The sequence below is a fragment of the Vibrio ziniensis genome (genome assembly GCF_011064285.1).
In the GTDB taxonomy this organism is placed as follows: Bacteria; Pseudomonadota; Gammaproteobacteria; order Enterobacterales; family Vibrionaceae; genus Vibrio; species Vibrio ziniensis.
The window spans coordinates 1,347,441-1,360,840 of the sequence record NZ_CP049331.1; the positions used below are offsets into that span (position 1 = coordinate 1,347,441).

Here is a 13,400-nt window from a genome sequence, read left to right on the forward strand (position 1 = left end):
TCGAAGTAAAGCGTCCCTACACTTTGTGACTTCTGCCAAATTTAGGGGATGTAATTAAACTTTTTTACTAGCTCTTCAGGGGTAATTATTCATTCTATCTTGTTACAAATAGATTCCGTTTTTTATTGCGATAAGTTGTTCACACTATACGCTACCTGTTTAGCGGTTATGTTAATTAAGTGTTACTTTCAACATGGAGGTGAGACATGACTTGGAACAGCATCAGTTTTCGCAAACGCTTGTTAATCATAATGACGTTGTCAGGATTGATTGAACTGCTACTTTTGGTTGCAGCAGGCTTTGCATACGTAAAACACAGCCAAGAGGAAGAAGTCGGATTAAAAGCGTTGGGTGTTGCCTCATTCCTTGCCCAGTCGCCAAGTGTTATCAATATGCTCCAAACTGGACATGCAACTATAGAGCAGCAAGAACGATTTCGAGATCTTACCCAGCTTATTGGAGCCGCTTTTATTTCTATCGGAGATAAGCAGGGAATTCGACTTGTTCATCCATTCGATGAGCGTATTGGTGAACCTATGGTTGGAGGTGATAACTATAGGGCATTAATTTCCGGTGAATCTTATGTCTCATATGCCAAAGGGTCGCTTGGCAAATCGGTTCGAGGGAAGTCTGCAATTCGTGATGAAAACGACCAAATCATTGGCGTTGTTTCCGTCGGCTATTTGATTGATAGCCTGCAGAATCGAATTGAGCCATTTCTCATCTATTTAACGGGCATGGCGTTGTTGGTAGTGGCTGCAAACGTTGTTGTTTCAAGTTATGCGTCTCTCCGTTTTCAGAAAGCTATTTTAGGATTCGAGCCCGAAGAAATAGGTCGTCTCTATGTAGAATTAGATGTAACTATGAGCACTATCAAAGAAGGGATTTTAAGTATCGATTCAAAAGGCTATTTAAGGTCCATAAATAAGAGTGCTTGTGAGATTTTAGGTTTAGATAAAGAGCTGGTACTTAATCGTTTATTAACGGAATCTCTGCCAGATAGCGACCTATATACGATTTTGGAAACCCGCGAAACGGACAAAGATATTGAGCTATATCTTAACAACCAGAGGCTGATTGCCAACCGAAGTGCAATTATCGTGGACGGAGAGGTAGTCGGAGCTGTGTCAAGTTTCCGTTTGAGAGATGAAATTAATGACCTCACCGAGCAACTATCGCAAACCAAGGAATATGCAGAGATGCTTCGCTCTCAGACCCATGAGCACCGTAATAAACTTAACACGATTAGCGGATTGGTTCAGATGGGAGAGCTAGACGCAGTGCAACAATTAATTGGTCAGGAAACCGCACTGTATCAAAACCTTATCGAATTTTTACGTGAGACCGTCAAAGACCCGCTGATTGCTGGTTTACTTTTAGGCAAAACCGAAAGAGCGAGGGAGTTGGGATTTGAGCTCTTTGTTGAGCCGGGATCGAAGCTTGAAAGCCTGCCTGCACATATTAAAGCTGAAGATATCGTTACCATACTTGGCAATCTGATCGACAACGCCTTCGAAGCTTGTCAAGCATCAATTCGAAGTGGCACTTATATTCCTCCTGAACGGCGAGTTATTCAAGTTTCCATTAGCGACTATGGTCATGAATTGATTTTGGAAGTTGAAGACCAAGGTTGTGGTTTACCTGAAGGTTTAAGCCCAGAGCAGTTGTTACAGAAGGGCGTTTCCAGTAAAGCCAATCACAACAGGGGCGTTGGATTGTACTTGGTTAAGCAACTTACAGTGCGTTACTTAGGACAGGTTGAAATGGTTGCTAATACACCATTTGGTACGCGTATAACGGTTTATCTACCAAAGGAACAGCAATGAGTATTCGAGTATTGATCGTAGAAGACGATGTATCTATAGCTCAGCTTCATCACAAATATTTAGATAAGATAGACGGATTTGAAGTGGTTGGCATCGCTACTAACCAAGCTGAAGCAGAGATGCAGCTTGATGTTCTTAAACCAAATTTGGTTCTTTTGGACGTTTATCTACCAGACGGTACGGGATTAAACATCATTCATCGTATGAGAGGGCAAAACGACAGTTGTGACGTTATTTTGATTACTGCAGCGAGAGAAGTAGAAACACTTCAACAGGCAATGAGAGGTGGGGTAGTCGATTATCTGTTAAAACCTGTGATATTCCCTCGCCTAGAAGCCGCATTAAACAAATATCGAATAAGGCAAGCAGAGTTAGGAAAATTAGCGGATTTGGATCAGTCACTGGTCGATAAGATGATGACTGCCAATTTAGCTGATGAGCCTAAACACTACCGACTTCCCAAAGGTATTGATTCTGTTACCTTGGATAAAATTCGTTATTTATTTCAGACGCCAACAAGTTTAACGGCTGACGAAGCCGGAGAAAAAATTGGTGCAAGCCGAACCACTGCAAGGAGATATCTAGAATACCTGATTAGCACTGGTGAATTATTAGCGGATCTCAAATATGGCACAGTGGGAAGACCTGAGCGCAGTTACAAAAAGCTTGTGCGGTAGTGGTCAATTTTTCTGCAATATTTTGATAACCATCTAAAGTATAAGAAGCTGCTAAACATAGGTTTGCCGCAGGGGGGGAATTCAGGTGTTTCGACAATTATTGATATTCTTGATTTTACTGCTGTCTGCCAATATGTCGGTGGTAAAAGCCAGTGCCCTTGAGTCTCTGATTTATTATACCGAAGACTACCCACCATTTAATTTTCGTGAAAACGGTGTGATTAAAGGCATCTCAGTGGATTTACTGCGTGAAGTGACTGCGATGTCTGGTGTTGAAATACCTGATAGCAATATTATCCTATTACCATGGTCACGTTCTTATCGCTCCGCACTAATTCAAAACAATAGTGGGCTGTTTTCCACCACAAAAACGTCCCATAGAGAAGAACTTTTTCAATGGGTGGGGCCTATTGATATAGCTAAAGTAACGGTAATGGCACGGAAAGGAAGCAATATTGTCATTAACTCGCCTATTGATATGGCAAATTATCGCATCGGAGTCATGCGTGACGATGTCGGTGAGCAAATGCTTTTTTCATTGGGCGTACCAAGAGAATCGATGCAGGAAGCAAGTATCATTAGCCAATTGATAGAACAGCTTTACAAAAATCGCATTGATTTAATGGTGTACGATGAACGTTCGGCAAGTTGGCTGATCGGAAAGGCTGGTTATGAGCCGGACAGCTTTGAAACGGTCTACATATTAGAGCAAAGTGAAATCTATTACGCATTTAATAAGAATGTTGATAAAGCATTGGTAAAAGAGTTACAGAAAAATCTCGACAAAATTAAAAGTTCAACGGACTCTAACGGTATTAATAGATATCAGGCAATTGTAGAAAAATATCAATAATCATCACTAATTACGTTAAAACTGAAATTATCAATTGCTAGATGCCCTTCGCTGTATCAACATCTCTCAAAAGTTACCTTCAATACTGGTTTTTCTATATAACTTCGGTTATGAATTAACGTGTTAGCGTCGTTTAGCTCAGGAGTCGGCTTCATATTATGACCAACATATTCATCGTTGTTGCCATTTTGGTTTTGTTTTTTTATGTCATACAGAAAACAGTCACTCGTCGTGATGAAACTAAAGACTTTGCGTACAAAACGAAAGGTTCAGTTTTAAATTCGACGGAAAGCGCTTTTTTTAACGCTCTGAAGACTGCGGTAGGTGAGCATGGTGTCGTATTAGCGAAAGTGAATATGGCCAATCTAATCTCGCCAACCAAAACCAATAATAAGAAACAGTGGTTCATTGCCTATAACCGTATTGCAAAAAGCTATTTTGACTTCGTTGTTTGCGACGCTCGAACATTGGAACCGAGGGTAGTGATTGAACTTGATGACGGAAAGGAACTAAAAAAAGGCAAAGTTGAACGCGAGAAGCTTCTTATTCATGTGTGTAAGTCAGCAAACATTCCATTAATTGGTACCAATGTAAAATTGAGCTATCAGGTCAGTAAGTTAAGAAGGTTATTAGCCGCGCATATTGATCTTATTGAATCAGATAAAGAAGTACGTTTTTGTAAACGTTGCGGTAGTCCGATGGTGATTAAAACGGCCAGCCAAGGCGATTTCAAGGGGCGCCGATTTTTTACCTGTAGCCGCCAGCCACACTGTACTTATACCGAAAACTACAACGTGGTGTATGAGCTGGACAACTATGATGAAGATTTGGATATTGAACGCTTAGATTGAGAAAGTATCTTAGCAAGTGCTGGTATCTTCAGTGAAATCTTTTGAAGGGCGACTTAAACGGACTTGATTACGTCCGTTTTCTTTTGCCTGATAAAGCTGAATATCTGCCAGCTTTAGCAAATCACTGAGTTTGTCACCATCACTATATTCGCAGATGCCGACACTCAATGTAATCTGAATCCTCTTGTCTCCGAATGCAAAAATATGGTGACTCATCATCGAACGAACTCGTTCACCGATTTGCTCTGCTTGCTCAATCGGATGATCAAATAGTGTTACGCAAAATTCTTCACCCCCGATTCGGTAAAGATTATCATCTCCCACCACTTGGCATAACAATCGAGTGGTTTCCATTAACACTTTGTCACCCGCATCATGCCCATATTGGTCATTCACTTTTTTGAAATAATCTAAATCAACGAAAAGCAGGCAAAGCTTTGTGTCTTGGTCTTTATTCGATTCAAAATAATGAAATGTCGAAGTGAGTGAAAGGCGGTTATGAGCGCCTGTTAATGAATCTCGAGATGCTAAATAAGTTAGAGAGTTTTCTATGTTGCCTCGATTGAGCTCATAGATGTGAGCGATAATCCAAACGCATATGTAGCAAGCGATGAGGTTAATGAAAGTCGGAAATGCTGCAAACGATTCGTGTGAATCAACCTTGTGATAGATGCTCGCAAGATGAATAGCAAGAACAGCAAAACAGAAAATCCTACCTCGATTTAAACCCAATAATGAATAGAAGAACACAGGGAATAGCATGGTCCACAAATAAGTACCGTGTTCTATTGGTTGAGTATAGATGCTAGTCGAAGCGACAAAGGTAAGTAGGTAAACAAACCCATGTATGTGGAATTTTTTATGTTTGTTTTTCTTGGCTAGTTGATATGCATAGAAAGAGTATGAACCTAACGCTAGGTCCAGTGTTAAGAGGAAATAATTGCCTGTAACTTGGAAATGGAATACTGAGAAGCACAGTGCAATAAATGAAATGAAAAGACTTACTCCCGCCAAAACGGAAGCTCTAAGAGTGTGTGAGTTATCGAAAATATGAACGTCCATTCACTACTTTGATGTCAGCTATCATTGTCATTTTTTACATAAATTCCATATTACGTTTTTGGAGTAATCAATCAATCTGTTTTTTGGGTGAATATCACAAAATCAAAGAGAAGTGGTTTGTTTGTGTCTTATTAATAAGATTGTTTCTAACGGTCGAAAAATAAAAGTTTTGCTAGTGTGAATAAAAAATCAGCAAACTGTCGATAGAAGAGCCAATTAGTTCAAAAACATAGAAATTGCACTTGCATGGTTCAGTCTCTGTCGATAATATCGCTTTCGTTCTAAAGCAGTGCGTCCGTAGCTCAGTTGGTTAGAGTATCGCCTTGACATGGCGGGGGTCGGTGGTTCGAGTCCACTCGGACGCACCATTCATTTTGTTAAGAATACTTAGAACACAGAATTTGGGTCTATAGCTCAGTTGGTTAGAGTACTACCTTGACATGGTAGGGGTCGGCGATTCGAGTTCGCCTAGACCCACCAAATTTATAAGATAGCCCACCTTTTTAGGTGGGCTTTTCTTTGCGTGTAATTTGTGATTCCCATAGTTATCTTCTGTTTTAAACACGTTAAAATCGATTTTGCAACAGTTCTGAAGGTAAGTGACTAATGGCTAGGGCTTATAATTTTTAAATTAGTGTGCTAGTTCTAAAGTTTATTTAGCGCTGTTTGTCGTCTAATCCTTCATTATTATAAAAAATACTAATATCAACGTCGGTTTTAATTGCATGCCTATCAACACACATCATATTATTAGTTTTGTGAATAAGGTGTTACTCGCCATTTAGGTTAGGCTACAACACCGAGTATTAGATTCGAACATTGTCTAAGTAGGGAGGGTCAATGAAACAGTTTCTTTTGAAAGCCCTCATTGTTGGGATGCGCGAATGCTGAGACTTTTTTTTACTACCTTATTTACGTTCATTTTTTCAGTGAACATAGCTTATGCTAATTATACCGGAAGTGGAGATTTAATTACTGGTATAGAGCATTTTCAGGAGCCTTCCGAGCAGCCTATGAACTTGGTGGAAGCTCAAGAGTATTTTCAACAAAACCCTGTGTTTTCAGCAAGAAGCAGCCTACTTAATTTTGGTATCAGTGATAAAGCGAGTTGGGTTCGATTATCACTAAATAATACCAGCAAAGACTCCGTTTTCAAACGTCTTACTGCCGGGCAGACGTGGTTGGAGAGAGTCGATGTCTACTTGGTCACGGATACACTGAACCAGCACTGGTATTCAGGAGATGGTGAGAGAGCAAATCATCATTTGATTCCAGATGTCGGAATTGTTTTTGATCTGGAAGTGCCTGCTGGTGAAAGCGCCATTTTAATCAGAGCTCAGTCATTTGATCCTATGACTTTGCCGATAGAATTAATTACCAACGAAGAAGCGAGACAGAAAGATACTATTAATCATGTGATGTCAGGGATCTTGTATGGCATTCTGTTCGCACTTGTCGGTTATAACATTATTCTCTTTTTCACATTGAAGCAGGCTGACAGTTTATATTATTGCCTTTATATCGCTTGTTTTATTGTGATGAATTTAGGCTATAGCGGATATGCCTTTTTGTGGTTGTATCCCGATTCACCGACAATACAAAACTACAGCACACTTTTCTTTATGGTTCTTCATGGAGTGTGTGGACTGATATTTGTGTCTCATTTTCTGAATTTGCCTGCGCGAATGCCTAAATTGGAGCGTTTTATTCAGGGATATATCACTTGCGGTATTGCGGTGATTTCATTATTGGTTATCTTGCAGAAACATCAGCCTAGCGCTGTCGTCGCATTTGTCTTTCTATCTTTTACAACACTTGTCATGATCGTCATTGGTATTGTAAATTTGGGCAAAGTACGAGATGCACAGTACTTTTTGTTAGCAGTTTCGTGCAGTATGCTCGGTCTTTTACTGACCACATTATCTGTTTGGGGAGTGATTCCTTATACCTACCAAGGATACAACGGAGCAGTGTATGGCGTTCTTTTAGAAGCCTTGATATTAGCCTTTGTTTTGGCAAATAGATTGAAAGTAATTGAAAATGAGCGTGTCACAGCCAAGTTTCTTTCTTCTTATGACCCGTTGACTCAATTGTTTAACCGCCATTCTTTTGTACAGGCGGGAACTAAGATTATTCAAGATGATACCAAGTACAATGCCTCAATAAGCTTTATCATTTTGGACATCGATTATTTCAAATCAGTCAACGATAGCTATGGGCATCAAGTCGGGGATCGTGCATTGTGTCATATCTCAAATTTACTGCAGAAGTACTGTAGAAACAGTGACGTTGTGGCTCGATGGGGCGGTGAAGAAATGGTTATCCTATTGCCGAATACCGACATGTCAGAGGCTTTAAATTGTGCTGAAAATCTGCGTTCAATCATAGAAAAAACGCCATTATGTATTGATGGCGAAGTCATTTCACTGACGGCAAGTTTTGGCATTTCAAGTAGAGTCAATAACGAAAATTTAGATCAACTATTCAAGCATGCGGATAAACAGCTTTATATTGCCAAAAACCGTGGCCGTAACCGAGTTGAGCCTCAAAGAGATAATTTATCGGCATTATCACTAAATAGATAACAAGTAAATTTGTTCTCCAATCATACTAATAGTGTGTAATAGGAGGCTTCTGACAGCAATAGTAGATATTTCACCTCTACTTTGCTTTATTCATTCTATATGGTGTAGCGCCTACTTAATTCAACAACTAAAGTTTATTAAGTAAAGAGTAAAAACTCACAGTTTAATCTTCAACGTTAGAGTAACGCCGTGTCAGCAACATCATTTATTAATCGCCGTAAGTCTACTCGTACAGAATTGGAAACAATGGTGCCTGCTTCATGCCTGTTTAATCGCTGGTTTAAGCCTGTCATTAAAGTACAAATTGTCGACGTTTCTAATCATGGTATGAAAATTTTCTCCTCTGATTACCTAAAGCTATCGAATGCCTCTATAAGGATTGATGTTTTAGGCGAAACGGTAAAAGGTAAGATTGTATGGAGAACCGAGCGTGAAGGAGGATACATGTGCGGTTTTCTGGTGCAGGAAGGTGATGAAATCTCTGATGAGGACATTGAGAATCTTGGTCATTTACAACCATAGGTTTTGCGATTTGGCTCTTAATCGAAAGTTACTATGTAATAAATTGTCTCATATTTGAAACAATCGTTAATTTGTATCGAGAACGAGAAAAAAAGCTGAACAATTTCAGCAAGCTATAAGCCTTGTATTTAAAGACTTCAGTTAATTTCTAACCTGAACCTTCTATTTAAAACAAGGTATTCCCGATGAATCGGAGGTTAGTTTGCCATTGAAGATACCTAATTAATATGATTATTATTTTAGTAATTTTGTCTATTAGCCTAGCTTGTCACAATAAAGTATGAAAGTTCTTATCTGCGATGATTCTGCATTAGCTCGAAAATCCCTAAGTCGGACTCTAGTTAATTTGTACAATGTTGACATTTTATTTGCGGAGAATGGCAGAGAAGCGCTTGATGTGCTTTCACGAAACCCAATTGATTTTTTCTTCCTCGATCTCACTATGCCTGTTATGGATGGTTACGATGTACTAGGGGCTTTGCCAGTTAACTCATACCCAACCAAGGTAGTTGTCATTTCAGGGGATGTACAAAAAGCGGCGAAAGAGCGTTGTTTTACGTTGGGCGCAGCAGATTTTATTGAAAAGCCTTTCAAAATAGAGCAACTAGAATCAGTTTTTAAAGGTTCTCCTGTTGAAGTAGCGGCCCCTAAACCTGTAGCTTCAGAGTTTCAAATCGATCCAGACTCTAAATTTAAAGAGCTCACCAATATCGCTTTGGGTAAGTGTGTTGCCCTGATTTCAGACAGTGTCGGTGATTTTATCAATATGCCCTTACCTGCGGTTGGGGTGTTAGAGCCGTCGGATCTAGAAATGACGGTACATGATGTTTTGTACCGTGACAGTGTAAACGCTGTAACCCAGCGTTTTACTGGGGCAGGTATCCATGGTGAATCTCTCGTTACTATTAGAGGTAAAGAGTTTCCCAAAGTGGGGGAACGCCTTGGCTATCCATTGCAAGATGCTAACAGTAATGAATCGTTGCTTAACATCTCCAATTTGGCTGTATCAACTTTTTTGCGTGTGTTAGCAGATCTTATCACCGTCAGTTTTACGCTTCGTCAGCCAGTACTTATAAATAGTTACGAGAAAGAGTTGCTTTCACAGCAAAAGATTAACAAGTCTGCTTTTACCATTGAGTTTTCCTATTCTGCTGAAAATCTTGATTTTCAGTGTGACATTTTGTTGTTGATAGATATGGAGTCGGTAAAAGTTATTTATAAAATGATGGAATCTTTCTGATGCCGAATTTAACTGTAAATGTGCGAGATTTTCATTGGGGAATTCAAGCGTTAGACACTATTGATGTTGGTTTAGTTGTTCTTGATATTAATTATGAGGTCTGTCTTTGGAATAGCTTCATGCAGAACTATTCAGGTGTGATTTCGACGAGAATAATGGCAAAGAACCTATTTGACGTTGTCTCTGAGCTTCCAGAAGCATGGCTTAAAGCCAAAATTGATGCTGCAGTGAAATTAGACACGAGAACATTTTCTCGTTGGGAAGACAGACCTTACGTATTTCATTTCAAAAACTATTCGCCTTATACCAATGAGAGCACGATCATGTATCAAAACATGGTTGTTACGCCACTTAAATCGCTCAATGGCGATGTTTCTCATGTATGCATAATGATTCAAGATGTTTCTGATATTGCGAAGAACAAACTGCATTTGGAACAGTCAAACCAGCATCTATCTACTATGAGTCGCACAGATGGACTTACCCAGTTGCTTAACCGCAGTTATTGGGAATCTTTGTTAATTAAGAAGTACGAAAAAATCAGTGCTACTGAGGATCCTGCTTCTCTGGTTATTTTTGATATTGACCACTTTAAGAGTGTCAATGATACCTACGGGCACTCTGCGGGTGATGATGTCATCCGTAAAACTGCAGAATTACTGCGTAAAACAGCCAGAGCGACTGACCATTGTGGACGTTATGGCGGTGAAGAATTCACTGTATTGCTGCCTAATACCACCGTTGACCAAGCACGTTACTTTGCTGAAAGGCTGCGTAAGCGAATTGAAGCGGAAGTTGTGAGTACTGAACAAGGCGAAATCAGATACACTATCAGCCTTGGGGTTTGTGCCTTTGATAAGAAATTCAGATCACACTCCGAATGGCTAGAGCATGCGGATAAAGCGCTCTATGAGTCAAAAGAGCAGGGGCGTAATCAGACGACCGTGGCAGCCTAACGATTCACTACAACTTTATCAAAAAGGCCAGATAGTGAATCAGACACTATTTGGCCTTTTTGTTTTATCGGGAAGTCAAATTAAGTAGTTTCGGTTTTTTCTGGGATAACACTAGACCAATAAATATCAGTGTCAGTGCCGTGTAGGTAGATGAGTCGATAGTATCACCAAGTAGTATCACACTGATGATCATGCCAAATACCGGAACCAGATAGTTATTGAAAGAGGTGAACGTCGCGCCTACTTGTGCCAACAAGTTGTAAAGCAAGAAGTAAGCAAAACAAGTGCAGGCGAGTGCCAATATTAATAAAGCGGACATTGAACGAGCATTAAAAGTAAATGAGCTTAGGTCCTCAACCATTAATGCAATTGGCATGGATAATATTGCTGAACAGATCAGAATTCCGGCTGAATTTGCCAGAGGGTTGTATTGAGTGATCTTACTTCTACGAGCATAAACAGCAGATACACCATAACAGCATGCCGCGATGATGACCGCAAGTTGTGCCCAAATATGTGCTCCGAAACCTTGTAGTGCATCAACACCAATCAACACAACCACACCACCACAGCCAAGGACGACACCCATCAACTTGTTTAACGACATCTTTTCATCGTCAGTCAGGTAGTGAGCTGAGATTAAGGTGGCGAGAGGAATCAACCCCATTAACACTGAAGCTAAAGCCGCATCTATGTACTGCTCTCCCCAAGTAATTAAAACGAATGGAACAATATTTCCGACTATAGCGACAACCGAATAGTGTTTCCAAACTTTCAGTTCTGTTGGGATTTTTAGTCTAAAGGCATAGATAAATATCGACATCGCAATAGCCGATAAAGTTAAGCGCATGGCAACCGTTAGGATAGGAGAGTAGCTTTCTAAAGCTATTTTGAGGAAAGGAAAGGAGCTGCCCCAAATGGCTGCTAATAAAAGCAGCATAAGGTAGTGCTTAGTTTTTACTTGCATCTTATTAATCCGTTAATCATTTTTAATGAGCACCTTGCTCAAAATGTAATAAAGTCTGGAACCGTTGCTTGCTCGATAACGATATCCAAACAAATTGACAACATGTCAAAAGTCTTTAGGATTTTGATTTTACTCAGCTTGTATATGATGAATAAAAAATATCTAGAGATAAGGATACTCTTTAATGACATTCAATGAAACAAAGTGATTGACCGATGAAGGTAGAGATTTACCGGGTATCCGAAACAAGTCTAATTGTCTATTTTGGTCATTCGATTAATTTGGAATTGATCGAGCGTATTGCACTATTTAGCCATACCGTTCAGCAAAGGTATCAAGGTAAAATTATTGAAGTAATACCGTCATATACAACGTTGTTGATGGAGTATCACCCTGTAAAAACTGATGTTCAAGAGCTAATGTATTGGTGTAAAACCCAAGCTGAGCAAATGGCGAACAGTAAGGCTGTGACCTCCGAATCTAAGACAGTAACTTTTCCTGTTTATTATCACCCTGAAGTCGCTCCAGATTTGGAACATATAGCGAAAGAAAAACAGTTGAGTGTACAGCAAGTTATTGATATTCATAGCAAAAATGAATATACCGTCTGTGCTATCGGTTTCGCTCCGGGTTTCGCTTTTCTAGGGACTGTAGATCCTAAAATCGCTATACCTCGCCACTCTGAACCCCGCCTTAACGTTGCGAAAGGCAGTGTCGCAATTGCCGACGAACAAACTGCTATTTATCCGCAGCAAACTCCGGGTGGTTGGCAGATAATCGGCAATTGTCCTGTGGATCTGTTCAACATTGAACAGGAGCCAATGATGCCATTTGAAGTAGGGGACAAAGTTCGTTTTGAACCTATTTCACGAGAGAAGTATTTGGCTTTAGGAGGCGTCCTATGAATGGTTTGCAAGTCATCTCATCTGGAATGTTAAGCCTAATCCAAGATCTAGGTCGATTCGGAGTCGCTAATCATGGATTAAGCGTAGGGGGGGCCGCTGATCTTCACGCTCACTGTTGGGCCAATAAGTTACTTGAGAATCCAACCAATGCTTCGGTTCTCGAAATTACAATGGGAAATGCTTCCTTCATGGCATTAGAGGATACTTTATTGTCGATAACGGGAGCGGAAACCAATCCCCAAATTGATGGTGCACCTATTTCTACATGGCGAAGCTTGCTGTTGAGAAAAGGACAGACACTCAAGCTTGGTTATGCAAAAGCAGGATTCCGTTGTTATTTAGCGGTTGCTGGTGGTTTTCATGTACCGAAAGTATTCGGCAGCAGTGCGACTGTGGTACGTAACCAACTTGGAGGTATGGAAGGAGCCCCGGGTAAGGCAATACAAAAGGGAGATGTTTTACCTGTTGCTGAATCATATAAAGGTGATCCTCAAAAATTTAACTGGGTACCAAGACACTTTATTCCTAAGTATTCCAACGAAATGAGTCTCGCGGTGATTGAATCTTATCAGTCACATCTATTTAGTCATCAGGCGAAACAAACTTTTTATTCCCAACCATATGAAATAAGTGATAAGTCGGATCGAATGGGTATCCGATTAAAAGGAAAATCAGTCCAAATGGGGATGAGTGGCGTTATATCAGAAGGTATTGCCTACGGTTCAATTCAGTTTCCGTCAAATGGTCAGCCAATTATTCTGCTTAATGACCGTCAAACACTTGGCGGTTATCCTAAAATCGGCTGTGTATCGAAAATGAGTTTAATGAAATTGGCGCAAGCAAGACCTGGTAGTTTGATTCATTTTTATAGAGGTGACATAGACCTTGAAACTAAAGCGTATTGCGAATTTGTGAGCTATTTCTCGCTTTAGTCTATTACTTTGGTATGTATCTAT

General features: G+C 40.0%; 12 protein-coding genes and 2 tRNA genes. 12 read left to right on the forward strand and 2 right to left on the reverse strand.

The genetic code is table 11. From position 1 onward, the window contains the following. The first annotated feature begins 206 nt into the window (after positions 1-206). The 4 genes from G5S32_RS06165 (at position 207) to G5S32_RS06180 (ending at position 4,207) form a co-directional block, all read left to right on the forward strand. Positions 207-1,826: an ATP-binding protein gene (locus tag G5S32_RS06165; RefSeq protein ID WP_165311188.1), complete on the forward strand. Its 1,620-nt coding sequence runs from the start codon at positions 207-209 to the stop codon at positions 1,824-1,826. Continuing rightward, positions 1,823-2,503 (forward strand): response regulator, encoded by a 681-nt coding sequence (locus tag G5S32_RS06170; RefSeq protein WP_165311189.1) that lies wholly within the window; start codon positions 1,823-1,825, stop codon positions 2,501-2,503. The genes G5S32_RS06165 and G5S32_RS06170 overlap by 4 nt, the downstream gene beginning before the upstream one ends. A gap of 133 nt (positions 2,504-2,636) precedes the next feature. Further along, a complete protein-coding gene (locus G5S32_RS06175; RefSeq protein WP_165312729.1) occupies positions 2,637-3,356 on the forward strand; it encodes a substrate-binding periplasmic protein in 720 nt (239 codons plus the stop codon). Positions 3,357-3,514: 158 nt separating this feature from the next. Next, positions 3,515-4,207 carry a DUF2726 domain-containing protein gene (locus G5S32_RS06180; RefSeq protein ID WP_165311190.1) on the forward strand — a complete coding sequence of 231 codons (693 nt, stop codon included), beginning with the start codon at positions 3,515-3,517 and terminating at the stop codon, positions 4,205-4,207. 9 nt (positions 4,208-4,216) lie between these two features. Here the strand turns inward: G5S32_RS06180 and G5S32_RS06185 are convergent, their stop codons facing one another. Then, positions 4,217-5,269: a GGDEF domain-containing protein gene (locus G5S32_RS06185; RefSeq protein WP_165311191.1), complete on the reverse strand. Its 1,053-nt coding sequence runs from the start codon at positions 5,267-5,269 to the stop codon at positions 4,217-4,219. A gap of 291 nt (positions 5,270-5,560) precedes the next feature. Between G5S32_RS06185 and G5S32_RS06190 the strand changes: the two genes are divergently transcribed. The 6 genes from G5S32_RS06190 (at position 5,561) to G5S32_RS06215 (ending at position 10,572) form a co-directional block, all read left to right on the forward strand. Further along, positions 5,561-5,637 (forward strand) — tRNA-Val (locus tag G5S32_RS06190). 35 nt (positions 5,638-5,672) lie between these two features. Then, a tRNA-Val gene (locus G5S32_RS06195) sits at positions 5,673-5,749 on the forward strand. Positions 5,750-6,153: 404 nt separating this feature from the next. Beyond that, a complete protein-coding gene (locus G5S32_RS06200; protein ID WP_165311192.1) occupies positions 6,154-7,854 on the forward strand; it encodes a diguanylate cyclase in 1,701 nt (566 codons plus the stop codon). Positions 7,855-8,043: 189 nt separating this feature from the next. Then, a complete protein-coding gene (locus G5S32_RS06205) occupies positions 8,044-8,376 on the forward strand; it encodes a PilZ domain-containing protein (protein ID WP_165311193.1) in 333 nt (110 codons plus the stop codon). Positions 8,377-8,656: 280 nt separating this feature from the next. Next, on the forward strand, positions 8,657-9,616 hold the full coding sequence (locus tag G5S32_RS06210) for a response regulator (RefSeq protein ID WP_165311194.1): 960 nt from the start codon (positions 8,657-8,659) through the stop codon (positions 9,614-9,616). Then, entirely contained in the window at positions 9,616-10,572 is a 957-nt protein-coding gene (locus G5S32_RS06215; protein ID WP_207621606.1) for a sensor domain-containing diguanylate cyclase, read from the forward strand. The genes G5S32_RS06210 and G5S32_RS06215 overlap by 1 nt, the downstream gene beginning before the upstream one ends. A gap of 64 nt (positions 10,573-10,636) precedes the next feature. Here G5S32_RS06215 and G5S32_RS06220 read toward each other — a convergent pair whose 3' ends face one another. Next, a complete protein-coding gene (locus tag G5S32_RS06220; protein ID WP_165311195.1) occupies positions 10,637-11,539 on the reverse strand; it encodes a DMT family transporter in 903 nt (300 codons plus the stop codon). Positions 11,540-11,754: 215 nt separating this feature from the next. On the opposite strand from G5S32_RS06220, the gene pxpB reads away from it, so the two are divergent. Both pxpB and G5S32_RS06230 read left to right on the forward strand, forming a co-directional pair. Beyond that, positions 11,755-12,444 carry a 5-oxoprolinase subunit PxpB gene (gene pxpB / locus G5S32_RS06225; RefSeq protein WP_165311196.1) on the forward strand — a complete coding sequence of 230 codons (690 nt, stop codon included), beginning with the start codon at positions 11,755-11,757 and terminating at the stop codon, positions 12,442-12,444. Further along, a complete protein-coding gene (locus G5S32_RS06230; RefSeq protein ID WP_165311197.1) occupies positions 12,441-13,376 on the forward strand; it encodes a 5-oxoprolinase subunit C family protein in 936 nt (311 codons plus the stop codon). Before pxpB ends, G5S32_RS06230 begins: the two co-directional genes overlap by 4 nt. Positions 13,377-13,400 lie beyond the last annotated feature (24 nt).

Bases quoted from the DNA above. Each gene is read 5' to 3' on its own strand.
- G5S32_RS06165 (WP_165311188.1), top strand. From the start codon at position 207: ATGACTTGGAACAGCATCAGTTTTCGCAAACGCTTGTTAATCATAATG.
- G5S32_RS06170 (WP_165311189.1), top strand. From the start codon at position 1,823: ATGAGTATTCGAGTATTGATCGTAGAAGACGATGTATCTATAGCTCAG.
- G5S32_RS06175 (WP_165312729.1), top strand. From the start codon at position 2,637: ATGTCGGTGGTAAAAGCCAGTGCCCTTGAGTCTCTGATTTATTATACC.
- G5S32_RS06180 (WP_165311190.1), top strand. From the start codon at position 3,515: ATGACCAACATATTCATCGTTGTTGCCATTTTGGTTTTGTTTTTTTAT.
- G5S32_RS06185 (WP_165311191.1), bottom strand. From the start codon at position 5,269: ATGGACGTTCATATTTTCGATAACTCACACACTCTTAGAGCTTCCGTT.
- G5S32_RS06200 (WP_165311192.1), top strand. From the start codon at position 6,154: ATGCTGAGACTTTTTTTTACTACCTTATTTACGTTCATTTTTTCAGTG.
- G5S32_RS06210 (WP_165311194.1), top strand. From the start codon at position 8,657: ATGAAAGTTCTTATCTGCGATGATTCTGCATTAGCTCGAAAATCCCTA.
- G5S32_RS06215 (WP_207621606.1), top strand. From the start codon at position 9,616: ATGCCGAATTTAACTGTAAATGTGCGAGATTTTCATTGGGGAATTCAA.
- G5S32_RS06220 (WP_165311195.1), bottom strand. From the start codon at position 11,539: ATGCAAGTAAAAACTAAGCACTACCTTATGCTGCTTTTATTAGCAGCC.
- pxpB (WP_165311196.1), top strand. From the start codon at position 11,755: ATGAAGGTAGAGATTTACCGGGTATCCGAAACAAGTCTAATTGTCTAT.
- G5S32_RS06230 (WP_165311197.1), top strand. From the start codon at position 12,441: ATGAATGGTTTGCAAGTCATCTCATCTGGAATGTTAAGCCTAATCCAA.